This is a genomic window from Marinobacter sp. bablab_jr003, from assembly GCF_016464245.1.
Lineage (GTDB): Bacteria > Pseudomonadota > Gammaproteobacteria > Pseudomonadales > Oleiphilaceae > Marinobacter > Marinobacter vinifirmus.
This window is the reverse complement of sequence record NZ_JADARC010000037.1, coordinates 1-25430: the sequence shown is the minus strand read 5'-3', so window position 1 is coordinate 25430 and position 25430 is coordinate 1. Positions and strand designations below refer to the sequence as shown.

Here is a 25430-nt window from a genome sequence, read left to right as displayed (position 1 = left end):
GCCGCGATATTGCGGCGGAATTCATTATCCCTGCAGTATAACGTTGGTATGTCGAACCTGCCTAACCAGGGAACAATTAATAGGCACAAATACGGCGAAAACTTTTTTTGAAAAAATGTTTGACAGCCCCGAACGGAATCATTAAAGTACGCGCCATCGGTTGAGGGGAACACCTCACCGGGCTGGCAGAAACGCTAAGTTTTCAACAAACTAACAGCGAATCTGCAAATCACCTGCCGAGGTGGTGAAATTGGTAGACACGCTAGCTTCAGGTGCTAGTGGGGGCAACCCCGTGGAGGTTCAAGTCCTCTCCTCGGCACCATTTCCTCCCTCAGGAAATGGCAAGATTCCTTAGAAAGCCTTAAAAGCACGATACGCCACTGACCAAGCCAAACGGCCTGCTGTCGGTTTTTCTGCGTTTGTTTTCCTTGTACTTTCGCCCCCAATCATCCTGCCTGGGCTACCGGGCGCACAGAGTCACCCGGCATCCACCTGACTCTTATTGGATTGCTTCCAGCAAATACTCCGATAACTTCATGTAACTGTACTCGACCTTCGCATAGACCCTGGCTGGCGCTGGCGCGGGCCTGCCGGTTCCGCAACTCTGCACAGAATAATCAGACAGATAAGCCTCCCGAATCAGGTTCGGAGCATTTACATCCGGCGTGGAGTCGTAGTGCAGTAACCACTGGAACCCGGCGTCTGCCGTCACATTGCCCGAACCGGCCAGCGCCGGATCCAGGAATGCATAGCGCAGGAGGCGATTGACCTTTACCTCAGCACCGTCTGTTGAAAGCGTCCGGGTATCGTATTCGAACGCCAGGTCGGTAAAGGTTGTCGGCTGTGGCTCATAGCCGGCAAACAGATAGCCAAGGGTTTCGGTAACTACAAAGTTTTCCTGTGCGGTTTCGTCGTCAACAGGCCCACAGTCAGTAGGCCCGCCCTGCAGTTCAACAGACTCGAGTGGCCGGTCATCTTTGGTAATAGTGTAATCGGCCACCAACTCCCCAGAACCCGGGGCTAACCGGTAGACAACCCCCGCGTCCGCACCAACGCCACCGACTGTCGCAACAAGCTCCGAAATTGCACCGTCCTGCTCACTCCAGCTATAGCTAACCTCCGCTCCGGCGCCAAGCTCGGTGGATGCCGGTTCGATGCCCCTGGCTGCATGGCAAAGTGTCGACGTCTGGAATTCGATCGCCCCTCCATCCCAGTCAAAGGTCAGAGTTTCATCCACTGCCTGGTCGGGATCGTTTTCAGGATTGAACGCATCCCAACCCGCTGGCGCGAGGGATACCGAGGGCAGCCACTGGGTAGAAAGCCGGCCCATATAACCACCAGCATCAATCAGCCGGGCCAGTTCCGGCATCGACAGCGCCAGGCAGCCATTCGCCGCAATTCTGGCCAGCCGCCCGTCTTCACCGTACTCAAACTCAAGCCCGGTTGAGGCAACCAGGTTATCCGGTGCCACTGGCAGCTCACCACTTTCCGCCCGGGCAAAGACCTGCTGACCCGTCAGCACCAGCGGATCGGTGATACTGACGGTGACATCCGGCAGTTCCAGAGTATCGATCGCCACGCTGGAGTAGTCATCGCCAGCCGCCTGATCTACGGCCGTAATTACCGCCGGAGCGTGCCGCAACAGGGAAGTGCCCAGCAGCCGGGCCTCTTCCGGGCTAAGGCTAAGCTCTGCGCCCGCCCTTTCGGGCATGCTGCTTGCCACCTGCTGTGTCATAAACTTCACCAGTGCCCGGGCATAGGCATGGGCCCGGTCATCCTGCCCACGGATATAATCCGCAGTCACGTTGATGCCAGCCAGGCTCTCGCCCAGATCGCCCCCGGGCATCAACTCCAATGCCGTCTGGTAACGGGCCAGGGTGGTCAGCGGCGTGACATTGCGGACACCGGGATTAGCCGACAAAACATAGCCCACGGCTATGGCCTGATCCCCCACTTCGGTCTGCTCAACCGTGGTTCCGGGAATAGCGGCTGCGAACAGCGGGTAGTCCCGAGGATCAAGCGGTCGGCCTTCCTGGGGTGACAACTGCAAAGAGGCAAGGTCCAGGCTGAACGCACCATCCTGACCGCTCATGGCCATGGGTTCGCCGCCTTCGATAACCGCAGAATTGCCATTATCCAGCTCTACGGTGAACGACTCGGCGGTGTACTTTCCATCACCGTCGACATCCAGCCAGACCCTGGCATTCTTCAGATAGCCGTCAATCACCCGCCCCTGGTACGGCGCCGGTTCGCTGTAATTCACGCCATCAAAATCGCGGCCATCCACGGGCAGCTGGTCGGATTCTTCGCCACAACCGGCGATGGCAAGGGTAAGCAGGGGAACGGAGAGAGCAGTCAGGCGTTTCATCGCGGCAACCGGTTATCCTTGTTAGAGGTTGTGCCACTACTTTAGGGGATGTACCGCCGGGAGACCTTGACAGGCTTGGCAAATTGTAAAGTTTGGTAAAGCACTGGCCCCGCACGGTGTCGGGGCCAGCCGGGTCAAAACCCTCAGAATGAACGAGCCACGATTTCCTTCATGATTTCGTTGGTGCCGGCATAGATGCGCTGCACCCGCGAATCGGCCCAGGCCCTGGCAATGGGGTATTCCCACATATAGCCGTAGCCGCCGTGCAGCTGCACACATTCATCCATCACCTTGCACTGCAGGTCTGTGGTGTGCTGCTTGAGCATGGCTGCAGTGGGGATATCCAGCTTCTTGTCCAGGTGCAGCTCAAGGCAGCGGTCGGTAAACACCCGGGCGGCCGTGATTTCGGCTTTCAGCTCCGCCAGCTTGAAACGGGTGTTCTGGAACGCGATAACCGGTTTACCGAAGGCTTTGCGCTCTTTCACGTAGTCCAGGGTCCACTGCCAGGCTGCTTCGGCAGCGGCTACGGCAGTCAGAGCCACTTGCAGGCGCTCCGCCGGCAACTCCTGCATCAGCTGGAAGAAGCCCTGCCCTTCCATGCTGCCCAACAGATTATCGGCCGGCACTTTTACATCCTGAAAGAACAGCTCGGAGGTGTCCTGGGCCTTCATGCCCACCTTGTTCAGGTTCTGGCCTTTCTCGAAGCCTTCCCAGGCGGTTTCCACCAGCAACAGGCTGGTGCCCTTGGCGCCTTCCTTGGGATCGGTCTTGGCCACAACGATCACCAGGTCTGCCAGTTGACCGTTGGTAATAAACGTTTTGGAGCCATTGAGATTGTAGTGGTCGCCCTGGCGAATGGCGGTGGTCTTTACGCCCTGCAGGTCAGAACCGGCGCCCGGCTCGGTCATGGCGATGGCGGTAATCATTTCACCGGAGGCCATTTTCGGCAGGTACTTCTGCTTCTGCTCTTCCGAGCCGTAGTTCAGGATGTACGGCGCCACAATATCGGAGTGCAGTCCCCAGCCAATGCCGGACAAACCGGCCCGAGAGATTTCTTCCATAATCACCGCCGAGTAGCGGAAATCGGCCCCCACGCCGCCGTACTCCTCCGGCAGCATCGGGCACAGGAAGCCCAGCTCGCCCGCCTTTCGCCAGAGCTCACGGCTGACCTGGCCATCCTTTTCCCATTGCTCGTGATAAGGCGCGGCTTCCTGTTCCAGGAACTTGCGAACGGAATCGCGAAAGCCTTCAAGATCGGCGTCGAACAGAGTACGTGGAATCATGCTGAACCTCGGTGAACGGGTTGGTTTATCGTTGTGTTCAGCAAGTCTGTGGCGGGGCGGGTTTTGGCTCAATGGTGAAAACCATCAATCGCTTTGGCCAAAACCAACGTCCCGGGAAGGGTCAATCTGTTTTCTTTGCACCCCAGCGCGGGACCAGGGTTTGCGGCAGGTCCAGGTGGTCAAGAATCCGGGCCACCATGAAGTCCACCAGGTCATCCAGGGATTGAGGGTTGTGATAGAAGCCCGGGCTGGCCGGCATGATCACCGCCCCCATGCGGGTGAGCTTGAGCATGTTCTCCAGGTGCACTTCGGAGTAGGGAGTTTCCCGCAACACCAGGATCAGTTTGCGACGCTCTTTCAGGGCGACATCCCCGGCCCGCTCGATCAGGTTGTTGCTGGCACCGGTGGCCAGGGCCGACAGCGTGCCGGTGCTGCAGGGGCAAACCACCAGCGGGGCTTTCTCGCCGGAGCCGGAGGCCGGGGGCGAGAACCATTCTTCACGGCCGAACACCTGTACCTGGCCGTCTTCGGCACCGGCATAGGACGACAAAGCCTCTGCCATGGCGGGTGTGGACCCGGGCAGGCGGAAATCGGTTTCAGTGGCCATCACCACCTGGGCCGCCTTGCTGATCATCACGTTCACCCGGCAACCGTTGGCTACCAGGCACTGCAGCAGGCGCAGTCCGTATTGGGCCCCGGACGCGCCGGTAAATGCCAGGTTAATTACCGGTGATGTTTCAGCCACGACGCTTCTCCAGTTCGGCGACCAGTTTGCGGTGAATACCACCGAAGCCACCGTTACTCATGATCACAATGTGGCAGGTTTCCGGCAGCTGGTCCACGGCCCGGGCAATCAGGGCATCGACCGACTCTTCCACGCCGTGGTGGTCCAGCTCGCCGTGCTCGGCACGCCAGCCGTTCACCAGTTCCGGCAGCCAGTTCATCTCGCTCAGGTTACCCCAGAGTACACGGTCTGCTGCCGCGGCACTGGGAATCAGGGTCTGCTGGTGTACACCCTGTTTCATGGTGTTGGAACGGGGCTCGATAATGGCAAGAATCGGCTCGTCCCCCACCTGGCTGCGCAAGCCCTCAAGGGTCAGGGCAATGGCCGTCGGGTGATGGGCAAAGTCGTCATACACCCGCACACCACCAACCTCGCCCACCAGCTCCATCCGTCGCTTAACACCGGAGAATCGGCACAAGGCGGCCACGGCATGGTCCGGCGTTACACCCACATGGCGGGCGGCGGCAATGGCTGACAGCGCATTACGCACGTTGTGCATACCCGTCAGTTTCCACTTCAGGGTAGCCACCGGCTGCTCGTGGTGGATGACCATAAAGCGGCTGCCGTCTTCTGCCAGCAGCTCCGCGCGCCAGTCTGAGGTGCGACTGATCTCGCTGCCGATGGCGGTATCCTGCACCGGGCTCCAGCAGCCCATTTCCTGGGCGTTATCCAGGTGCTGGTCCAGGGCCGGACGAATGATCAGCCCCTGGGACGGAACAGTGCGCACCAGGTGGTGGAACTGGCGTTCGATGGCTTCCACATTCTCGAAAATATCGGCGTGGTCGTATTCCAGGTTGTTCAGGATCAGGGTGTTCGGGCGGTAATGGATAAACTTGGAGCGCTTGTCGAAGAACGCGCTGTCGTATTCATCGGCCTCGATGACAAAGAAGTCGCTGCTGCCCAGGCGCGCGGACACCGGGAAATCCTGGGGCACGCCGCCCACCAGGTAGCCGGCATCAAACCCGGCCTGGCCCAGGATCCACAGCAGCATGGCGGTGGTGGTGGTTTTGCCGTGGGTGCCGGCCACCGCCATCACCCAGCGATGGCGCAGGACTTCCCGGGCCAGCCACTCGGGGCCGGACATGTAATCGATGCGCCGGTTCAGCACGGCTTCTACCTCCGGGTTGCCCCGGGACATGGCATTACCAATCAGCACCAGATCCGGCCTGGGCTCCAGGTTCTCCACCCGGTAGCCTTCCATTAACGAGATACCCTGGGCCTCCAGCTGGGTGCTCATGGGCGGGTATACCCCCTGGTCGGAACCGGTCACGGTGTGCCCCAGCTCGCGGGCGATGACCGCCAGGCTGCCCATGAAAGTGCCGCAGATTCCCAGTATGTGTATGTGCATTAAGGTAAGGCCTCCGGTTGAAACCTGCCAAGCCTCTACCATACTTTCTGCGGGGTCAAGGGCACGGTATATGCTCATGAAACTTCCACCTGATTCGCGTATGATTTGCGCCATCATTGAACCAGCAGGAGGCTTTAGCCCGAGATGGCTATCAAGAATGCGTTTTATGCCCAGTCTGGCGGGGTAACCGCCGTTATTAACGCCAGTGCCTGTGGCGTTATTCAGACCGCCCGCCAGCACCCGGACAAGATCGGCAAGGTGTTTGCCGGCCGTAACGGCATCATCGGCGCCCTGAAAGAAGAGCTGATTGATACCAGCCTGGAGTCAGACGACGCCATCCAGGCGCTGATTCATACCCCGGGCGGCGCTTTCGGTTCCTGCCGCTACAAGCTGAAGAACCTGTCGGAAAACCAGCGCGAGTACGAACGCCTGATCGAAGTCTTCCGCGCCCACGACATCGGCTACTTCTTCTACAACGGTGGCGGCGATTCCCAGGATACCGCCTACAAGGTGTCCCAGCTGGCCGACAAGATGGGTTATCCGATTACCTGCATCGGCGTGCCCAAGACCGTTGATAACGACCTGCCGTTCACCGACTGCTGCCCCGGTTTTGGCTCGGTCGCCAAGTACATTGCCACCTCTACCCTGGAAGCCAGCCTGGACATCAAGTCTATGTGCGAAACCTCCACCAAGGTGTTCATCCTGGAAGTGATGGGCCGGCACGCGGGCTGGATTGCCGCTTCCGGCGGACTGGCCGGCCAGGGTGAAGGCGAGCCGCCCCACATCATCCTGTTCCCGGAAATCCCGTTCAACCGGGAGAAGTTCCTGGAGCGCGTAGACCAGTGCGTGAAAGATTACGGCTACTGCGTGGTGGTTGCCTCGGAAGGTGCCCAGTACGAAGACGGCCGGTTTGTAGCCGACGCTGGCGCCAAGGATGCCTTCGGCCACACCCAGCTGGGCGGTGTTGCACCGGCCCTGGCCAATATGGTGAAACAGGCCCTGGGCCACAAGTACCACTGGGCCGTTGCCGATTACCTGCAGCGCGCAGCGCGGCACATTGCCTCCGCTACCGACGTAGAACAGGCCTACTCCGTGGGCAAGGCTGCCGTGGAAATGGCCCTGAACGGCAAACAGGCACTGATGCCCACCATCGTGCGGGACCAGGCCAAGCCTTACCGCTGGAGCATTGGCCAGGCCAACCTGAGCGAAGTGGCTAACCAGGAAAAGAAAATGCCCATCCACTACATTACGGATGACGGCTTCGGCATTACCGAAGAGTGCCGTGACTACCTGCAGCCGCTGATCGAGGGCGAGAGCTTCCCGCCGTTCGAGAATGGCCTGCCCAAGGTGGCCAAGCTGAAAAACCAACTGGCCGAGAAAAAGCTGAAAACAGAGTTCACCCTGTAACAGCTATCGCCAGAAACACAAAGGCCCGGCTTTTTACAGCCGGGCCTTTGTGTTTCTGGAAGACAGAAAATGGGGTCAGGCGGGCTGCCTGCGCACGTAGGCGGAGAAATCGTCGTAGCCGCCAACGTATTCGTCACCCACCAGAATCTGCGGCACGGTATACACCGGGCGGCCAATCCTGTCGGCAACGTCCTGCTTGCTCAGCCCTTTCTCGATCATGTCGACCCACACGTAGGGCATGTTCCGGGACTCACACAAGTTCTTTGCCGCTACGCAGAACGGGCAGCTCATGCGACCGTAGATGGTAACCTGCTCCATAAAACCTCCTCGGGAAATAAAGGAAAACCAAAACCTGAAAGTTGGGCAAATAATGACAGCTCGTCCGGGGATTGGAAATTGGCACTTACCATTACAGCCATAGTACTTTACGATTCAGCCATGGAGACGCCATGGCCTACCTGACCCTTTTCCTGACCGCCTTCGCGGCCGCTACACTGCTGCCAGCCTACTCCGAGATCCTGGTGGGCACCCTGGTGAACCAGGATTACGCCCTGTTCTGGATCTGGTTCTGGGCCACCGCCGGCAATACCCTGGGCTCGGTGGTGAATGGCATCATTGGCCGGCAGGTAGACAGGTTCAAACACAAACGCTGGTTTCCGGTCAGCGAACTGCAACTGCACAAGGCCCGCAACCGGTTCAACCGCTACGGGCAGTGGTCTTTGCTCCTCGGCTGGCTGCCGATCGGGGGTGACGCGCTCACACTGGTGGGCGGCATTATGCGGGTGCCCTGGCTCAACTTTGTGGTGCTGGTAACCATCGGCAAGGGCTTGCGCTACGCCTTTGTGATCTGGGTGGTACTGGAAGCGTCCGGTTTGGTCGGATCCTCACCGTAAAGGTAACGGCGCAACAGTGGTTCACCATTAAACTCGGAGTGCATCACCGCCACAAAGGTGTACACACCAATCAGCTTCCGGTTCAGGAACACGAACTCCTTGGGCGGTACCCGGAAGTAACGGCTGATGGCCGAGCGTGCTGCCTGCCGGGCCACCCGGGATGGCAGGTCGCTCTGTTTCCAGCGGTACTGGCCGTGGCTGTTTACCGCATAGTCCGGCCACTGGCCCTGGTCCCGGGCCAGGGGCTCCAGCACCGACATGCAAACCTGTCCGAACTTTTCCAGCACTTCCCGGGGCCAGTCGTAGCTCATAAAACGCAGCTTCACGCCGCCCTCGATCACCTGTTCCAGGTCGTCTTCATAGGACGCCCGGATCATCTGGATGACCGGGTCCAGAAACTCCCGGGAATAGCTTTGTACCGCACCGAAATCGAGCAGCACAATGCGATCATAATCCGGCTCCTCCCCGGCTTCACCGGCAATACGGATCCGGTAATTGCCGAAGTTGGGATCGGTCTGGATTTCGCCCCAGACAAACAGCTCCCGGAAAAACAGCTCAAGGGCCGCCTTGCCCAGGGCGCTCCGGCGCTCCAGGGACAGCTCCCGCACTTCCTGGGAGCCTACGGAATGGCCGTGTTCATAGGTTGAGGCGATGATGTGATCGGTGGAATATTCCGGCAGCACCCGAGGCACGATAAACCGGGGATCGTCCGCCAGCATCTGGCGGAATTTTTCCGTGGTGCGAGCTTCCAGCCGGTAGTCCACCTCCCGGTGCATCATCTGCCGGACTTCTTCGAGCCAGTCATTGAATTCAGGGCCGAAGCTCACCAGCCTGGCTACTTTCAATAACTGGGCCACGGCGTTGAGGTCGCTGTCTACGGCATCGGCCACGCCGGGGTACTGAACCTTCAGCACCAGTTCCAGGCCATCACTGCGGCGCACGGCGCGGTGCACCTGCCCCAGCGAGGCAGCGCCTATGGGTTCCGGGTCTACCTCCAGCTCTGCCAGCCGATCCGCACCGATTTCCGCCTTCAGCACCCGTTCAATGGCCGGCCACTCCAGGGAAGTGGTCTGGTCTTCCAGGGTATGCAGGGCTTCAGTCACTTCTTCCGGCAGAAAGTGCTCGCCGTACAGCGCCATCACCTGGCCGATCTTGACCACACTGCCCTTCAGGCGGCCAAGCTCATCCACCAGGAACCGGGCCTGGCTGGACAGCATGGCCTTGTGCCTTTGCTCACGGGTGTCTTTGCTGCTGAACCAGTTGGTAGCCATGTGGGAGGCCATGCGGGTTCCAGCAAAGAGACCGGCCTTGGTCAGCGACAGCCGACGCTCAAAACTACCGGTCTTGATGCGTGAGACGGATTTTCCGGAGCGCCTTTCTGTCATGAACGACCTGTCTTTGTCTGGGAATTTGCTGCTTTTCCGATACTTCCATGCATTATACGGATCCTGCCCCGATACAAGCTAACCGATTCGTCGCCGGATTTCCGCTTCCGGGGCCAATGTGCACAAACTTTAACCAGCAATAATCAGTACCCGCTGAAGGTTACGATTCGATACAGTCACAGCGCTTAAGTGTCTCTACTATGTACAGACCGGCCACGACTGGCTGAGCGCGGCCGCGGTTCCCATTCTGGCCTTCTTCGCCTGGCGCTCGAGCCAGCATGGCGACAACCTGAACGCCAGCGTTCTGCTGTCGCAAGATGGATACCATTGCCCGCTGGGGCGGAGAGGAATTCCTGGTGCTGTTACCGGAGACGGCCCTGGCCGACGCCAGTGCCAGCGCTGAACGGATGCGGGCCGATGAAGCCCTGTATGCCGCCAAGTCCGGCGGCCGGGACCAGGTGTGCATCGAGGCCACGGCTGCACGCTGAACCGGCTTACCAGCCCTGGCGATGCTCCACCTGCTGGTTGCCCAGCCCGGCTACCAGCTCTTTCACCAGGCGGCGTTCAAGCTCGTATACCGAGGCGCCCTGCTCGAAGTCTTTCACCTGGCACATATTCATGCCGGCATAGCCACAGGGATTGATGCGGGAGAACGGCTCCATGTCCATATTCACGTTCAGGGCCAGGCCGTGGAAGGAACAGCCCCGGCGCACCCGCAGGCCCAGCGATGCAATCTTGGCCCCGTTCACATAGACACCGGGCGCGTCGGCACGGGGTGCCGCTTCCACACCGGACTGGGCCAGTGTGCGCACAATGGCCTGCTCGATCACATCCACCAGGGCCCGGACACCCAGCTTGCGCCGGGACAGGTCAATCAACAGGTAGATCACCAGCTGGCCCGGGCCGTGGTAGGTCACCTGGCCGCCGCGGTCTACCTGGATAACCGGGATATCACCCGGTAACAGAATATGCTCGGCCTTGCCCGCCTGCCCCTGGGTAAACACCCGGGGATGTTCCAGGCACCAGAGCTCGTCGACCGTGGACTCGTCCCGGTTGGCGGTGAAGTTCTTCATCGCCTCCCAGGCTTCCATATAGGGCTGCTGGCCCAGCGAGCGGACAATCAGGTCTGGCATTTACAGCACCATGTGAACCCGGCCACTGGCCTTGAGCTCCTCAAACAGTGCCTTGAGTTGCTCTTCACCGGTGGCAACGATTTTCAGCTGCACAGACGAAAACCGGCCCTTGCTGCTGTCGTTTACCGAGATATCTGCCTCGCAGATGCCCGGCGCGTGCTGCTCCACCACTTCCACCACGAATTCCGTGAAATCCGGGGCGGCGTTACCGATCACCTTGATCACGTAATCGCAGGGAAATTCAATTTTCGGTGCTTTCGGCTCACTCACGCCGTCTTTCTCCCGGCCAGGGCACACTCTGTGCCTGTGGCTCACTCAAACAGTTGAACAAAAAAGAGCTTGATGGCATCCCAAAGCCGCTTGAACAGCCCGCCTTCCGGCACTTCGGTCAGCGCCAGTACCGGTTCGTCCACCAGGGTTTCGCCATCCAGGATAACCCGAACGCGACCCAGCTCGTCTCCCACATTGATGGGTGCCTTGATCACAGAATCAAGGTCTACGGTAGATTCCAGCTGGTTTCTGGAGCCGCGGGGAATGGTTACGTACACATCTTCCGGCATACCCACGGAAATCTGGTCAGCCTGGCCGCCCCAGACCTTTGCCTGCACCAGCTCCTGGCCGGCACGGAACAAACGCTCGGTTTCGTAGTAACGGAAACCGTAGTTCAGCATTTTCTGAACTTCCTGGGCCCGGGCTTCGGAACTCGAGGTGCCCATTACCGAGGCAATCAGCCGGGTGTCGTTACGCTTGGCAGACGCCACCAGGCAGTAACCAGCTTCTTCGGTGTGGCCGGTCTTCAGGCCATCCACGCTGTCATCCCGCCACAACAGGGCGTTGCGGTTTGGCTGACGGATATTGTTGTAGGTGAAGTGCTTCTCCGCATACAGCGGATAGTTTTCCGGATAGTCCTGGATAATTGCCCGGGCCAGAAGGGCCAGGTCGTAGGCGGTCGAAAAATGGTCCGGGGCCGGCAAGCCGGTGGCATTCTGGAAGTTGGTGTTCGTCATACCCAGCAATTGCGCCTGCTGGTTCATGATGTCCACGAACGCCCCCTCACTGCCGGCAATAAATTCGGCCAGGGCCACGGAGGCATCGTTACCGGACTGGATGATCACGCCTTTCAGCAGGTTTTCCACAGATACCGTGGTGCCTTCCTGTACGAAGGTCCTGGAACCCTCTGTACGCCAGGCTTTCACACTGATGGGCACCATGTCAGACATGGAAATCCGGCCTTCGTCCAGCTCACGCTCAACAATGTAAGCCGTCATCATCTTGGTCAGACTGGCCGGGGGCAAACGCTCGTTGCTGTTGTTCTCCATGATCACACGGCCGCTCAGGGGGTCCATCAGAACCCAGGAGCTGCCGGCAATGGCCGGAGGAGAAGGAATCAGGACCGACTGGGACTGGGCCGAGGCCGTCCCTGCGGTTACAAACAGAGCAAATGCCAGTAGAAAAATTCGGGTAAACATTTTGAAAACCATGGGTTGTGTCATTCGTCGTCAGATGTTGGTCTTATGTGTGCCGGCGGCAACTCAGTGCGAATCCGTCAGGACTATGGGCTGGCCGAAACCCCGGGATTCCAGCAGGTTCCGGGCATAGCGGGCTTCGTCTTCATTCGGGAACGGGCCCACCTGTACACGGTGGAAACGTCCCGAGCCGGTGCTCACTTCACGCAATCGTGCCGGAGTCTCCGTTGCTTCCCGGGCCCTGGCCAGCAGGGCTTCGGCCGGGTCCCGACTGCTGAAGGCACCCAGCTGCACAAACAACGCCTGTCCCGATGCTGCCGGCGCAGAGGCAGGTTCTGAGGCTACCTGCACCGGTGCCTGGACCTTGCCGGTGGGCTCAAACGGCTCGCCCGCCAGGAACATGGCGCCATCCGGACGAACCGTGATAGCGGCCACCTCCACCCGGGCTGTGCCGCGAGCGTGATAATCCAGCTTCTTGGCTGCCGCATAGGACAGATCAATCAGGCGGTCGCCGTGAAACGGGCCACGATCGTTCACCCGGACAATCACCGACCGGCCATTGTCCAGGTTGGTCACCCGGGCATATCCCGGTATGCGCAGAGACTTGTGGGCGGCCGACATGGCGTACATGTCGAAGGTCTCGCCATTGGACGTTTTGTGGCCGTGGAATTTCTCACCATACCAGCTGGCTGTACCCCGGGCCACATAACCGTCATTGCTGTCGATCACCCGGTAACTCTTGCCCCACACGGTGTACGGGGATTTGTTACCGGCCCGGCGAGGCTCCTCGTAACGCGGCACCGCGTCGGTCAGGCCGCTGATATCGTAGTCACCGGAGGGGCCACGATCCTGCTTTATGGTATAGCGCGAGGAATGATCGGTTTCCGGAGCCGGAGTGCTGGCACAGCCAGACACCAGAACCAGTGTGATCAACCCCGGCAGCCAATGTTTCGGAACCTGCAGCATATCAGCGCCTACCCCTGTATTGTCTCGGTTGGTCAGTCATTACTGACCGGCAACATTGTAACGGGTTCCAGGCGTGATTCACCATTACCGGCCGGCCATTATTGCCAGCCAGGCTACGCCGAGATCATCCGGCGGTGGGTGTGAATCGACATCAGCACCCCGAAGGCCGCCATCAGGGTGACCCCGGACGTGCCCCCGTAACTGATCAGGGGCAGCGGCACACCAACCACTGGCAGCAGCCCGCTGACCATTCCCACGTTCACAAAGATGTAGATGAAGAAAGTCATGGTCAGGGCACCCGCCAGCAAACGGCTGAAGGAATCCTGGGCGGTTACGGAAATGTAGAGACACCGCAGGATAATCAGGAAATACACCGCCATCAGCAGCATCATGCCGACAAAGCCGAATTCCTCGGCAAGCACCGCCACAATAAAGTCGGTATGGCTTTCCGGGAGGAATTCCAGGTGCGACTGGGTGCCCTGGAGCCAGCCCTTGCCATCCATCCCGCCGGAGCCGATGGCGGTTTTCGACTGGATAATGTTCCACCCCGCCCCCAGGGGATCACTTTGCGGGTCAAGCAGGGTCAGCACCCGTTGCTTCTGATAGTCCCGCATCACGTAGAACCACATCAACGGCGCGGAAACCGCCACCATGCCGAAAAAGGCCGTGATGAGCTTCCAGCTGATGCCGGCAAAGAACACCACAAAGATACCCGCCATGCCCACCAGCAGCGAAGTACCCAGGTCAGGCTGCTGGATGATCAGGAACATGGGCAACAGAACAATCACCAGGCCAACCACAATCCGCGAAAACGTGGGTGGCAGGTAATAGCGGGACAAATACCAGGCCGCCATCATCGGCACCACCAGTTTCATCAGCTCCGAAGGCTGGAACCGGGGCAGCCCGGGTAGCGCCAGCCAGCGCTGGGCACCCTTGGCGCCAACACCCACCAGCAACACCGCCACCAACCCGGCCAGGCCAGCCAGGTACAACCAGGGTGCCCAGCGCCGGAATATTGCAGGGTCCAGCTGGGCAAACACAAACATCACTAAAAAGGCCACGCCCAACCGGATCATCTGGCCCTCAACCACGGCAAAGTTCCGGTCTGCACCGCTGTACAACACAAACAGGCCTCCACCCACCAGCAGCAACAATAACGCCAGCAAGATTGGATCCAGGTGTAACGTTGACCAGATGCTTCTGGGCCGGCCCAGAGCGCCCGATTCCTGGCTGTTCAACAGCTTTCCGAGTGCCATCAGCCCTCACCTCCGGTTTCAGCCTGGCCCACCACCTGGGCCGCCTCTGCCGTAGGGAATTCCTCCAGCCACGCATCAAACAGCCCGCGGGCAACCGGTGCCGCGACACTACTGCCGCCACCGCCATTCTCGACAATGATGGCAACGGCGATTTTCGGATCGTCTGTGGGGGCAAAGCCGACAAACAGCGCGTGATCCCGCAGGCGCTCGCGGATCTCCTCGGCATCGTATTCTTCATCTTCACCCAGGCTGAACACCTGGGCAGTACCGGTTTTACCGGCCATACGGTAACTGGCACCCGCTGCGGCACCACGAGCCGTGCCGCGGGTTCCGTGCATAACCTCTTCCATGGTATCCACCACGTATTCCCAATCGTCAGGATTCTTGAGATCCAGGGGCTTATGGGTGGATGCCGGCAGGAACTCTTCCACCGGGCGGTCACCACGGATATCTTTCAGCAGGCGCGGTTCCACCCACTCACCCCGATTGGCAATCAGGGCCGTGGCAGTCGCCAGCTGCAGGGGTGTAGCCAGGAAAAAGCCCTGGCCGATACTCATATTGACGGAATCCCCCGGATACCAGGGTTCACTGCGGACCGCCCGCTTCCAGTCCCGGGACGGCAGCAGACCACTGAGGGCACCGGCGACGTCGAGGGTGGCGTCTTCACCAAACCCGAAGCGGGACAGATAGTCGTACATCACGTCGACACCCATTTCGACGCCGATCTGATAAAAATACACATCGCAGGACTCCGCCACGGAATCCATCAGGTCTACCCAGCCATGCCCGGTTCGCTTCCAGTCCCGGTAGCGTCGACCGCTTTCCTTGAGCTGGAAATAACCCGGGTCCCAGATGGTTCGCTCGCGGGTGGTTACGCCACTGTCCAGGGCAGCCACGGCCATCATGGGTTTGATGGTGGAGCCGGGAGGATACTGGCCACGCAGGGCCCGGTTGAACAGGGGCTTGTCGATGCTTTCACTCAGATCCCGGTAGTCTTTAACACTGATACCGGTCACAAACTTGTTGGCATCGAAGCCGGGCACGCTGGCCAGGGCCAGGATGCCGCCGGTGGCGGGCTCGATCGCAATGATGGCGCCGCGCCGGCCTTCCAGCAATTCGTGGGCCTTGCGTTGCAGGCGCAGATCCAGGTGCAACTGCAGGTCTTCTCCGGGCACCGGGTTTTCCCGTTCCAGCACCCGGAGTATCCGCCCCCGGGCATTGGTTTCTACGTGCTGGTACCCCACCTTCCCGTGCAACACTTTTTCGTAGAATCGCTCCACACCGGATTTGCCGATGTAGTTGGTGCCGGCGTAATTCACCGGATCAATGCGCTGCAGTTCATTCCGGTTGATACGGCCGACATAGCCCAGGGCATGGGCGGTCAACTCACTGTGCGGGTAATAGCGAACCAGTTCGGCCTTGACCTCGACACCGGGAAACCGGTGCCGGTGTACCGCCATCCGGGCGATTTCCTCTTCGTTCAGGTCGTAACTCAGGGGAATTTCCTGGAACGGGCGGCGCGGTTCATTCAGCCGGCGCTGGAAGCGTTCAATGTCTTCATCGGAAATACTCAGGATTTCCGTCAGCCGGGCCAGGGTTTCATCCATGCTGCCAATCCGCTCGGGCACCAGGGTGAGGCTGAACACCGGCCGGTTTTCCGCCAGCAGCAGGTTATTGCGGTCGTAAACCAGCCCTCTGGGGGGCGGGACCGACTGCACCTGCACCCGGTTTTTGTCAGACAGCGTGGTATAGATTTCATGCTCGACGATCTGTAACTGGTACATCCGCGCCAGCAAACCACCCAGCGCAAGCATAACCAGCACCAGCATAACCAGTGCCCGGCGCTGGAACAGTCGGCGCTCTGCTACGGTGTCCTTGAATTCGCCCCAGGCCATTGGCAGCCCTATGCCCGGTGGTAGGGGTGGTTACGGGTGATGGACCAGGCCCGGTACAGTTGTTCGGCCAGGACGATACGCACCAGCGGGTGCGGCAGGGTAAGGGGGGAAAGTGACCATTGCTGGTCGGCACGGTTGCGACAGGCATCGGCCAGGCCATCGGGGCCGCCCACCAGAAAGCAGACATCCTGGCCATCCTGCTGCCAGTTTTCCAGCTGGCTTGCCAGTTTCTCGGTGGACCAGGGCCGGCCACCCACTTCCAGCGCAATCACGCGGTCACGCTGACCCACTGCCGACAAGATGGCGTCGCTTTCACGCTGCATCAACCGGGGAATATCCGGATTCTTGCCGCGATGGGCCATGGGGATTTCAGTCAGTTCGAGGGGCAACTCCGGAGGCATCCGGCGGGCGTAGTCGTTGTACCCCGCACTGACCCAGTCGGGCATTTTCTGCCCGACACAGATCAGACGCAGGCGCATGGTTACTCGCTGCCCGCTGCACCAAGGTCCGGAGCATCACGCCAGAAGCGCTCCAGATCGTAGAATTCGCGGGTAGCAGGCATCATCACGTGAACCACCACATCGCCCAGATCTACCAGAATCCAGTCACTACCGGCGCCGCCTTCAACATTGTTGGCGCGCACACCCTGTTCCTTGGCTTCGACAACCACGGAATCGGCAAGGGATTTGATGTGACGGTTGGAAGTACCCGATGCGAGAACCATAAAGTCGGTCACGCTGGTGCGATCACGGACATCAATCACGCTGATATCCTGTGCCTTGACCTCTTCAAGAGCGTTTACGACCAGATCTTTCAGTTGTTCTGCCTGCATAATTACCCTGTTTTCCGGGCTCTGGCCGGAGTGGCCACCCGATAAGTGATATTCAGCCGCGATTGTAGCATCAAAGCCAGCTGTGGATAACTCCTAAAAACCGTTGGCGCTGCCGGAACCATAAAGGCCCAGTGCCTGCACTCTCTGCCACACGGCATCGGGCATCAGGTATCTGGGCGAACGGCCGGCTGCAATGCGCTCCCGAATGCCGGTTGCCGAGATGTCCAGCAGCGGCGGATCCAGCTCCAGTACCCGGCCAGCGGGGCTCTCCCGCAAACTGGCCGCACCGGCAGCGCGCCGGCCTGCAAGCAAGTGTGCCGCACCACTGTTTTCAGGCAGCTCAGCCCCGGGCCGGCGGACCACCACAATGTGCGCCAGTTCAGGAATCTGCTGCCAGTCCTGCCAGCGGTCAAAACCGGCAAAGGAATCAGTACCCACGACCATCACCAGGGGCGTCTCCGCACCCAGTTCCTGCCGGAGCTGGCGCAAAGTGTCTGCGGTGTAGGAGGCACCGGCCCGCTGAAGTTCACGGTCATCCACCCGCAGGCGTTCTTCGCCGGCGATGGCCAGGCGGATCAGCTCGAGCCGCTGGGCAGAGGTCGCTCCCGTGTCGCCCCGATGGGGAGGAATATGACAGGGCACCAGGTGAACCCGATCCACCGCCAGGGCGTCGGATACCTCCAGCGCCAGCCGGAGGTGTCCGTGATGGATGGGGTCAAAGGTGCCACCGTAGATTACATGCATGGCATCAGGCCCGGATGTGGCCGTCGCCGAATACCACATATTTCTGGGAAGTCAGGCCTTCCAGGCCAACCGGGCCACGGGCGTGGATCTTGTCGGTGGAAATGCCGATTTCAGCCCCCAGGCCATATTCGAAACCGTCCGCAAAGCGGGTGGAGGCGTTGACCATCACCGAACTGGAATCCACCTCGGTCAGGAACCGGCGGGCCCGGGTGTAGTTCTCGGTGATGATGCTGTCGGTATGCTGGGAGCTGTACCGGTTGATGTGCTCGATGGCGCCATCCAGGCCGTCGACCACACGCACCGCGAGAATCGGCGCCAGGTACTCTTCGTGCCAGTCGTCCTCGGTGGCGGCACTGATGCCTTCAAGAATCGCACAGGTACGCTCACAACCCCGCAACTCCACACCCTTTGCGGCAAATTCGGCCGCCAGCAGGGGCAGCATATCGTCTGCCACTTCCTGGTCCACCAACAGGGTTTCCATGGTGTTGCAGGTGCCGTAACGGTGGGTCTTGGCGTTAACCGCGACCTTCAAGGCCTTTTCAGGATCAGCATGGCTGTCGATATAAACATGGCACACGCCGTCCAGGTGCTTGATCACCGGCACCCGCGCATCGCGGCTGATGCGCTCGATCAGGCCCTTGCCACCCCGGGGCACAATCACATCCACGTACTGGGGCATGGTGATCAGCTCGCCCACCGCGGCGCGGTCGGTGGTTTTCACCACCTGCACTGCGGTTTCCGGCAGCCCGGCGGCCGCCAGGCCGGTGGCCAGGCATTCGGCGATCGCCTGGTTGGAATGGATGGCCTCGGAGCCACCGCGCAGAATGGTGGCATTGCCGGACTTCAGGCAAAGGCTGGCCGCCTCGACCGTCACATTCGGCCGGGATTCGTAGATGATGCCGATAACGCCCAGCGGAACGCGCATCTTGCCCACCTGGATACCGGAGGGGCGATAGGTCATATCGGTGATTTCGCCCACCGGGTCCGGCAGGGTTGCTACCTGGCGCAGGCCTTCAATCATGGTGTCGATACGGGCCGGCGTCAGCTCAAGGCGGTCCAGCATGGCCTCGTCCAGGCCATTGGCCCGGCCGTTTTCCAGGTCTTTCCGGTTAGCCTCTGCCAGTGCCTGGCGCGCCGCATCCAGTGCTTCCGCTGTTGCCAGCAGGGCCTGGTTGCGCACGGCGGTTGCCGAACGGGCGACTTCTCTTGAGGCGACCCTGGCCTGTTGGCCAAGCTCCGCCATATAGGCTGCAACATCCATCGATATACCTTTTATTCTGCTAGCTGATTCCAAAACCGGGCAGTTACTTTACCTTTCCCGTTTCAAGTCCGCACCCCAAACGACTATTATACCGCTGCACTGCTTTCAATATTCAATGGATGTGCCAGCGAAGGACAGAGGTTCCATGCCCCAGTCGGCCGAAAAATTCCTGCCCAGCACCCTCACCAAAGCCGGTTGTGCCGCCCTGGCGCTAACCAGCGCCCTGAGCGTGCTGCTTGGCGAACCCCTTGCGGCGGCTTCTGCGGCGGCTGCGGCCGGGTTGTGCCTGGCAGGCAGCCCCCTGAACAATCAACAGGGCAAACTGCCATGGCCACAACTGAGGTATTTTTTCCTCGGCGCCCTGGCCCTGGCGCTTGTTGCCGCCCTGTGGCTGGGGCCGTGGTCGCTAAGCCACTGGCTCTATGCCCTGCCGCTGGCCACCTTCGCCCTGCTCCCGGTTTACCTCGCGGCACCGGTGACCCTAGTTCTGCTGGTCCTCGTACTGTCCAGCGCCCAATGGCTGGTCAACCTGCCAGACCGGCACCAGATGGTCAGCGCGTTTGTACTGACCACGCTGTTGGCCGGCATCCTGGTGTTCCTGCGGGAATACAAGTCCCGCCAGCTGGCACCACTGCGCCGCACCGACGAGCTCACCCAGGCCGCCAGCCGGGAGTACCTGTCGGCGGACCTGCACAAGGAAATCCAGCGCAGCGAACGGGAGGGCACCAACCTGTCGGTGATGATGATCGGCCTCGACACCCATCTGAGTGACAGCGACCCGGACGAAGACATCCGCGCCATCCTGCCCAGAATCGGCCGTTACCTGCATTCCCAGTTACGGGACTTCGATACCTATTACCGGGTGGCTGACCTGCAATTCCTGGCGATTCTGCCGGGCGCCAATACCGCCGAAACCGCAAAGACGGCAGACCTCATCCGCCAGGGACTTGATAAATTGATGGAGTCTCACGGCCTGAAACTCACCATCAGCACCGGCGTCGCCGGCCTGAACATTGGCGATGATGCCGACAGCCTGCAGCAAAGCGTGGCCAATGCCCTGCGCCGGGCCCAGCAACAGGGTGGCAATCGCACCCAGACCTTCAGCAACCCGCTGCCGTCGGACCTTCCGGGCAAACAGGATCCGGAGGCCAGCGCTCAATGACCGAAACCCGCCTGCGCACCTGGAGCCACAGCGCCGCCTACAGCCTGACGGCCCTGGTTATTTCTGTCCTGGCGCTGCAGAACCTGCGCTACGGCTTCTACCAGCTGTTTTACCTGGCCCTGGCAATGACCGCCCTGCTGCTGGCAGGGCTGGTGTATACCTACTTCTGCCGTCGCCACCAGCTTTCGGCGCCGGGCCACCTGATCATCCTGGCCGGCCTGAACAGTGGCCTGGTGGCGGCCGTTCTGACCATGAACGCGCCCGGTATCAGCCACTGGGCCATGCCCCTGCTGGTGCTTAACCTGCTGATCCTGCCCCTTCGGCAGGGTCTGGCGCTGTGCGCCCTGTTGCTGCTACCGGTGATTGCCGTGACCTGGCTCGACAACCCTGTTACCGATGCCGTCATCACCAGTGCGGGGCTGCTGTTACTGGCCTCCGTCACCGCGCTATATGTCTGGCACTACGACCACATGACCCAGTCCGCCCAGGACCTGGCCATTACCGATCCGATCACCGGCGCCCACAATGCCCGTTTCCTGGATGAAACCCTGCAGAAGGAAATCAGCCGGGCCATTGCCACCGGCCACCCGCTGTCGGTCATCAGCCTGAGCCTGGACTACCACGACCAGATCCGCGACCTGCACGGCAAGGGCGGTCTGAACCGCCTGCTGAGCCAGATTACCCGGCAACTGTTCGAAACCATCCGCGCCGGAGACTCCCTCTACAGCCTGCAGGATTCGGAGTTTTTCCTGATCCTGCCATTCACCCCGGAAGAGGGCCTGCGAGTGATTGCCGAACGCATCCGCCGCACCATCGCCGAACGGGACTGGCCGGAAACCGGCAAGGTGTCCGTAAGCCTTGGCTGTACTACACGGGGCAATGGCGATACCAGCACCGAGCTGCTTCGCCAGCGGGCAACCAGTGCCATGCTGGAAGCCAGGAAACACGGGGCTGATTCCGCCTGGTTCACCCCGGGAGAGCCGGTCCGGGCATGACCGGGAGCTGGTTCGCTGAGCTGACCACCTGGGTAGCTGGCAACCCGGGCTGGCTGGTGTTCGCCCTGTTTGCCACGGCGCTGATTGAATCCCTGGCTATCGCCGGCATCATCGTGCCTGGCGTGGCTATGTTGTTTGCCTTTGCCGCCCTGGCCGGAAAAACCGGCATTCCCCTGTCCGAAGCCCTGATCTGGGCCGGCCTGGGCGCCGTTGCCGGCGATGTCCTGAGCTTCTCCATCGGCCGGCTACTCAAAGGACGACTCGACGCCGTGTGGCCTTTGAGCCGTTACCCCGGCCTGATTGCCAAGGGAGAAACCTTCTTCCGGGCCCATGGCGGCAAGAGCGTCATCATCGGGCGATTCGTGGGCCCGATACGCCCTATCATTCCCATGGTGGCAGGCGCACTGCACATGCCCTGGCGCACCTTCATTACCTTTAACCTGCTGTCAGCCGTGGGGTGGGCACTGGTGTATATCCTGCCCGGGTTCACCGTAGGCACGGCACTGGCCAGCGAAATCAAGCCGCCACCTCACTTCTACCTGGTGCTCGGAGTCAGCTTTGGGGTACTGCTGGTGGTTTACCTGATCCTGCTGCAAATGCGACTGGGCCTGGGAGAAGGCAGCCGCCCGTACCGGTGGCTGGAAACCACCATGGCCCGCTACGATGCAACCCACCGGTTCTGGCGGCTGTACACCAGCGAGCGGCCGGCCCGCCGTGGCGAATTCCCGCTGCCGTCCCTGATGATGTCCGTTACAGCCCTGGCGCTGTTCCTGATCCTGGCTCAGGTGGTGACGGTCAGCAGCAAACTGTATGAACTGAACCAACAGGTGCTGGCCTGGTTTGCCCTGCTGCGCCAGCCGCTGCTGGATTTGCCGATGGTTGCCTTTACCCTGGCCGGAGACCCACCGGTACTGATTGTCGCCGCCGTGCTCGGGTTTCTGGTGCTGGTATTTCGCGGCTACTATGCCGCCGCTATCCACGTTGCAGCCGCCGCCATCCTGGCCAGCGGGAGCATCTGGTTACTGAAAGCCGGCTTCGGCATACCACGGCCCGATACAGTGATGCTCCCGCCATCTTCAGGGGCCTTTCCCAGCGGCCACACTGCCGGGGCCACGGTGCTGGTAACCCTGTGCGCCAGCTTCATTGCGGCGGAAAGCCGGCAACGGCAACGCTGGCAAAGCTACGTGCTGCTGTCACTGCCATTGCTGCCGGTAGCCCTGAGCCGGCTGTATCTGGGGGTGCACTGGTTTACCGATGTTCTGGGAGGGTTGTTCCTGGGGCTGGCCATTACCGGGGTTATCCGCGCCAGCTACAGCCGATATGATCGCGTGCCCCTGAGCCCGGATCCGTTCACCTGGGCAGCGCTGGGCCTGTGGTTGGCATTCACCGCCGTTTACATGGCCAGCCATTGGGACGGTGCCGTTCTGGCCTACTCGCCGCAGCCTGTGACGCCCTGACCGGTTTCAGGAGCCTTGTTCAAGGATGTCCAGCAGGGCTTGCAACCGGTCCAGGCGTTCGACCGGATCCTGGCACTCCGCCAGCTGCTGCTTCTCGGACTTGTCCAGGGGCAACAGCTCGGTAAGCCGCCAGCCCACCTCACGGGCATCCTCAAAATCGACATCCATGCCCAGATCCTTCACCACCGGATGCCGGAACAGGGCCTGCAGAACCGCCGGCAATTCATAGTGCCGGTCCGGAATATCAACCTGCTGCTCCGGCTCCAACGGCTCGGCGTCCCCCATGTGCAAACCGTCTTCCTGCTGCCAGTTGCGGACTACCCGCACCTTGGTGTCGCCTTCAACGGTGATACCCAGCAAGCCGTTCTCCAGCTGCTGAAAGTCGATAATCCGCACATAGGTGCCCTGATCGTGGAACAGGGCCTTGCGGCCAACCTCGTCGCCATCCTGTAAAAGCACTACCACAAAGCCCTGCTGCTCTTTCAGGCAGCGGGTCAGCATATCTATGTAGCGGGGCTCGAACAGCTGCAGGGGAATACGCCCCTTGGGCAGGATAATGGAATTGAGCGGAAACAGCGGCACGCTGGAAAGTGAGTCAGTCACTGTGGGAATGGCTCTTGGTTGATTTTATGGAATTCAGCCTGCGGGCTGAAGGTTTATTGTAAACACCGATCCGGAAAACAGCCATGCGAGGGGCACGGAATCTGTTATCCTCTCGGTTTCGCTTAGTCCGTTCAAAATTAAGGGAGAGAGCAGCACGCCATGCCCCAGTATCGTTCCCACACCTCAACCGCCGGCCGCAACATGGCTGGAGCCCGTGCGCTCTGGCGCGCCACCGGTATGAAAAATGACGATTTCGGCAAACCGATTATCGCCGTTGCCAACTCGTTCACCCAGTTTGTGCCCGGCCACGTGCACCTGAAAGACCTGGGCCAGCTGGTCTGTCGCGAAATCGAAGCCGCCGGTGGTGTGGCGAAGGAATTCAACACCATCGCCGTGGACGACGGTATCGCCATGGGCCACGACGGCATGCTGTATTCCCTGCCCTCCCGGGAGATCATTGCCGACTCCGTAGAGTACATGGCCAACGCCCACTGCGCGGACGCCCTGGTGTGCATTTCCAACTGCGACAAGATCACCCCGGGCATGCTGATGGCCGCCCTGCGCCTGAACATTCCGACAATCTTTGTTTCCGGTGGCCCCATGGAAGCCGGTAAAACCAAGTTGTCCGAGAACAAGCTGGACCTGGTAGATGCCATGGTGATCGCGGCTGATCCGACCGCCACCGACGAGATGGTGGAAGAATACGAACGCAGCGCATGCCCCACCTGTGGCTCCTGCTCCGGCATGTTCACCGCCAACTCCATGAACTGCCTGACCGAAGCCATTGGCCTGGCACTGCCTGGCAACGGTTCGCTGCTGGCTACCCACGCCGACCGCGAACAACTGTTCCTGAAGGCTGGCCGTCAGATTGTCGAAAACGCGAAGCGTTACTACGAGCATAACGATGCCAGCGTGCTGCCCCGCAGCATTGCGTCACTGGAAGCCTTCCAGAACGCCATGACCATGGACATTGCCATGGGCGGCTCCACCAACACCATCCTGCACCTGCTGGCAGCAGCCCAGGAAGGCCAGGTGGACTTCACCCTGGCCGATATCGACCGGTTGTCCCGGAAGGTACCGCAGCTGTGCAAGGTGGCCCCGAACTCGCCCCTGTACCACATGGAAGATGTGCACCGCGCCGGCGGCATCATGGGCATTCTGGGTGAACTGGAGCGCGGCGGCCTGATTAACACCGACCTGCCCACCGTACACAGCAAGACCATGAAAGAAGCCCTGGAAGTGTGGGACATCATGCGCTCCCCCACCGCTGAAGTGGTGGAATTCTATAAGGCCGGCCCGGCCGGCATTCCCACCCAGACCGCATTCAGCCAGAGCACCCGCTGGCCGAGCCTGGACGGTGACCGTGAGAACGGCTGTATCCGTTCCGTCGAAAACGCCTACTCGTCCGAAGGCGGCCTGGCCGTACTGTTCGGCAACATCGCGGTCGACGGCTGCGTGGTAAAAACCGCCGGTGTAGATGAAAGCATCTTCGTATTCGAAGGCAAGGCCAAGGTCTTCGAGAGCCAGGATACGGCCGTGGCCGGTATCCTGAATGACGAAGTGAAGGCAGGCGACGTGGTCATCATTCGCTACGAAGGCCCGAAAGGTGGCCCCGGCATGCAGGAAATGCTCTACCCCACCAGTTACCTGAAATCCAAGGGACTGGGCAAGGAATGCGCCCTGCTGACTGACGGCCGCTTCTCTGGCGGTACTTCAGGCCTGTCCATCGGCCATGCGTCTCCGGAAGCGGCTGCCGGCGGCGCTATCGGCCTGATCGAGGAAGGCGACACCATCCTGATCGACATCCCGAACCGCAGCATCAATGTGCAGGTCAGCAACGACGAGCTGCAGAAGCGCCGCGAAGCGCGGGATGCCAAGGGCTGGAAACCGGAAAACTCCCGTCCCCGAAAGGTGTCGGCGGCCCTGAAGGCCTACGCCCTGCTGGCCACCAGCGCAGATAAAGGCGCGGTCCGGGACCTGTCCAAGCTGGACTGATCCCAACAGGCCTTAAACAAAAAGCCCGCAAGCTGCCAGGCCTGCGGGCTTTTTTATGGTTCATCGCGGGTTAGCGTGAAAAAGTAGGAGACGGCGGTAAAACCGGTTAGTTTTGAGTTCGCCAAAACAACAAACCTGACCGACTCACCGCCGTCCCTATGAATGCTAATCCTCTTGCCCTGTTCTGGGAAGGATTC

General features: G+C 60.5%; 24 protein-coding genes and 1 tRNA gene. 8 read left to right on the top strand and 17 right to left on the bottom strand.

All coding sequences use genetic code 11. The features are described from left to right. Positions 1 to 235: 235 nt before the first annotated feature. Positions 236 to 322, top strand: a tRNA-Leu gene (locus H3Z84_RS03025). A 177-nt stretch (positions 323 to 499) separates the two neighbouring features. Here the strand turns inward: H3Z84_RS03025 and H3Z84_RS03020 are convergent. The 4 genes from H3Z84_RS03020 to mpl form a co-directional block, all read right to left on the bottom strand. Next, a complete protein-coding gene (locus tag H3Z84_RS03020; RefSeq protein WP_199456202.1) occupies positions 500 to 2368 on the bottom strand; it encodes a hypothetical protein in 1869 nt (622 codons plus the stop codon). A gap of 143 nt (positions 2369 to 2511) precedes the next feature. Beyond that, positions 2512 to 3651 (bottom strand): acyl-CoA dehydrogenase family protein, encoded by a 1140-nt coding sequence (locus H3Z84_RS03015; protein WP_022990262.1) that lies wholly within the window; start codon positions 3649 to 3651, stop codon positions 2512 to 2514. A gap of 121 nt (positions 3652 to 3772) precedes the next feature. Continuing rightward, positions 3773 to 4396, bottom strand: coding sequence for a flavin prenyltransferase UbiX (locus H3Z84_RS03010; protein ID WP_199456201.1), 624 nt, complete (start codon positions 4394 to 4396; stop codon positions 3773 to 3775). Beyond that, positions 4389 to 5783, bottom strand: a complete 1395-nt coding sequence (gene mpl / locus H3Z84_RS03005; RefSeq protein WP_199456200.1) for a UDP-N-acetylmuramate:L-alanyl-gamma-D-glutamyl-meso-diaminopimelate ligase — start codon at positions 5781 to 5783, stop codon at positions 4389 to 4391. Before mpl ends, H3Z84_RS03010 begins: the two co-directional genes overlap by 8 nt. Before the next feature lie 144 nt (positions 5784 to 5927). On the opposite strand from mpl, the gene H3Z84_RS03000 reads away from it, so the two are divergent. After that, on the top strand, positions 5928 to 7190 hold the full coding sequence (locus tag H3Z84_RS03000; RefSeq protein WP_022990265.1) for a 6-phosphofructokinase: 1263 nt from the start codon (positions 5928 to 5930) through the stop codon (positions 7188 to 7190). 75 nt (positions 7191 to 7265) lie between these two features. On the opposite strand, the gene H3Z84_RS02995 is transcribed toward H3Z84_RS03000, so the two are convergent. Then, complete coding sequence (locus tag H3Z84_RS02995; RefSeq protein WP_094624604.1) at positions 7266 to 7508, bottom strand: GrxA family glutaredoxin; 243 nt, start codon at positions 7506 to 7508, stop codon at positions 7266 to 7268. A gap of 131 nt (positions 7509 to 7639) precedes the next feature. Here H3Z84_RS02995 and H3Z84_RS02990 point away from each other — a divergent pair, with 131 nt between their 5' ends. Then, positions 7640 to 8083 carry a YqaA family protein gene (locus H3Z84_RS02990; RefSeq protein WP_199456199.1) on the top strand — a complete coding sequence of 148 codons (444 nt, stop codon included), beginning with the start codon at positions 7640 to 7642 and terminating at the stop codon, positions 8081 to 8083. On the opposite strand, the gene H3Z84_RS02985 is transcribed toward H3Z84_RS02990, so the two are convergent. Then, entirely contained in the window at positions 8023 to 9468 is a 1446-nt protein-coding gene (locus H3Z84_RS02985; protein ID WP_058340379.1) for an ABC1 kinase family protein, read from the bottom strand. The genes H3Z84_RS02990 and H3Z84_RS02985 overlap by 61 nt on opposite strands. A gap of 317 nt (positions 9469 to 9785) precedes the next feature. On the opposite strand from H3Z84_RS02985, the gene H3Z84_RS02980 reads away from it, so the two are divergent. Beyond that, the gene (locus tag H3Z84_RS02980; protein ID WP_199456198.1) at positions 9786 to 9956 is read left to right on the top strand and encodes a diguanylate cyclase domain-containing protein; all 171 of its coding nucleotides are present in this window, start codon (positions 9786 to 9788) and stop codon (positions 9954 to 9956) included. Positions 9957 to 9962: 6 nt separating this feature from the next. Here the strand turns inward: H3Z84_RS02980 and lipB are convergent, their stop codons facing one another. From lipB to H3Z84_RS02930, 10 genes are all read right to left on the bottom strand, one after another. Then, positions 9963 to 10601, bottom strand: coding sequence for a lipoyl(octanoyl) transferase LipB (gene lipB, locus H3Z84_RS02975; protein ID WP_199456197.1), 639 nt, complete (start codon positions 10599 to 10601; stop codon positions 9963 to 9965). Next, positions 10602 to 10871 carry a YbeD family protein gene (locus H3Z84_RS02970; RefSeq protein WP_199456196.1) on the bottom strand — a complete coding sequence of 90 codons (270 nt, stop codon included), beginning with the start codon at positions 10869 to 10871 and terminating at the stop codon, positions 10602 to 10604. 41 nt (positions 10872 to 10912) lie between these two features. Next, positions 10913 to 12082: a D-alanyl-D-alanine carboxypeptidase family protein gene (locus H3Z84_RS02965; protein WP_199456195.1), complete on the bottom strand. Its 1170-nt coding sequence runs from the start codon at positions 12080 to 12082 to the stop codon at positions 10913 to 10915. A gap of 51 nt (positions 12083 to 12133) precedes the next feature. Further along, on the bottom strand, positions 12134 to 13033 hold the full coding sequence (locus H3Z84_RS02960) for a septal ring lytic transglycosylase RlpA family protein (protein ID WP_058340383.1): 900 nt from the start codon (positions 13031 to 13033) through the stop codon (positions 12134 to 12136). Between the two features lie 113 nt (positions 13034 to 13146). Continuing rightward, on the bottom strand, positions 13147 to 14289 hold the full coding sequence (rodA, locus tag H3Z84_RS02955) for a rod shape-determining protein RodA (protein WP_199456194.1): 1143 nt from the start codon (positions 14287 to 14289) through the stop codon (positions 13147 to 13149). Further along, the gene (gene mrdA / locus H3Z84_RS02950) at positions 14289 to 16184 is read right to left on the bottom strand and encodes a penicillin-binding protein 2 (protein ID WP_199456193.1); all 1896 of its coding nucleotides are present in this window, start codon (positions 16182 to 16184) and stop codon (positions 14289 to 14291) included. Before mrdA ends, rodA begins: the two co-directional genes overlap by 1 nt. A gap of 8 nt (positions 16185 to 16192) precedes the next feature. Then, entirely contained in the window at positions 16193 to 16663 is a 471-nt protein-coding gene (gene rlmH / locus H3Z84_RS02945) for a 23S rRNA (pseudouridine(1915)-N(3))-methyltransferase RlmH (protein WP_022988721.1), read from the bottom strand. 2 nt (positions 16664 to 16665) lie between these two features. Next, positions 16666 to 17016, bottom strand: a complete 351-nt coding sequence (gene rsfS, locus H3Z84_RS02940; protein WP_199456192.1) for a ribosome silencing factor — start codon at positions 17014 to 17016, stop codon at positions 16666 to 16668. 93 nt (positions 17017 to 17109) lie between these two features. After that, positions 17110 to 17760 (bottom strand): nicotinate-nucleotide adenylyltransferase, encoded by a 651-nt coding sequence (nadD, locus tag H3Z84_RS02935; protein WP_199456191.1) that lies wholly within the window; start codon positions 17758 to 17760, stop codon positions 17110 to 17112. A gap of 4 nt (positions 17761 to 17764) precedes the next feature. Then, entirely contained in the window at positions 17765 to 19021 is a 1257-nt protein-coding gene (locus H3Z84_RS02930) for a glutamate-5-semialdehyde dehydrogenase (RefSeq protein WP_199456190.1), read from the bottom strand. Positions 19022 to 19166: 145 nt separating this feature from the next. On the opposite strand from H3Z84_RS02930, the gene H3Z84_RS02925 reads away from it, so the two are divergent. From H3Z84_RS02925 to H3Z84_RS02915, 3 genes are read left to right on the top strand one after another with little or no spacing between them, the layout of a single operon-like run. Next, the gene (locus tag H3Z84_RS02925; RefSeq protein ID WP_199456189.1) at positions 19167 to 20183 is read left to right on the top strand and encodes a GGDEF domain-containing protein; all 1017 of its coding nucleotides are present in this window, start codon (positions 19167 to 19169) and stop codon (positions 20181 to 20183) included. Next, a complete protein-coding gene (locus H3Z84_RS02920) occupies positions 20180 to 21178 on the top strand; it encodes a GGDEF domain-containing protein (RefSeq protein ID WP_199456188.1) in 999 nt (332 codons plus the stop codon). The genes H3Z84_RS02925 and H3Z84_RS02920 overlap by 4 nt, the downstream gene beginning before the upstream one ends. Continuing rightward, a complete protein-coding gene (locus tag H3Z84_RS02915; RefSeq protein WP_199456187.1) occupies positions 21175 to 22635 on the top strand; it encodes a bifunctional DedA family/phosphatase PAP2 family protein in 1461 nt (486 codons plus the stop codon). Before H3Z84_RS02920 ends, H3Z84_RS02915 begins: the two co-directional genes overlap by 4 nt. A gap of 6 nt (positions 22636 to 22641) precedes the next feature. Here the strand turns inward: H3Z84_RS02915 and H3Z84_RS02910 are convergent, their stop codons facing one another. Next, positions 22642 to 23238 (bottom strand): LON peptidase substrate-binding domain-containing protein, encoded by a 597-nt coding sequence (locus H3Z84_RS02910; RefSeq protein WP_081697559.1) that lies wholly within the window; start codon positions 23236 to 23238, stop codon positions 22642 to 22644. 159 nt (positions 23239 to 23397) lie between these two features. On the opposite strand from H3Z84_RS02910, the gene ilvD reads away from it, so the two are divergent. Further along, a complete protein-coding gene (ilvD, locus tag H3Z84_RS02905; protein ID WP_199456186.1) occupies positions 23398 to 25233 on the top strand; it encodes a dihydroxy-acid dehydratase in 1836 nt (611 codons plus the stop codon). Positions 25234 to 25430 lie beyond the last annotated feature (197 nt).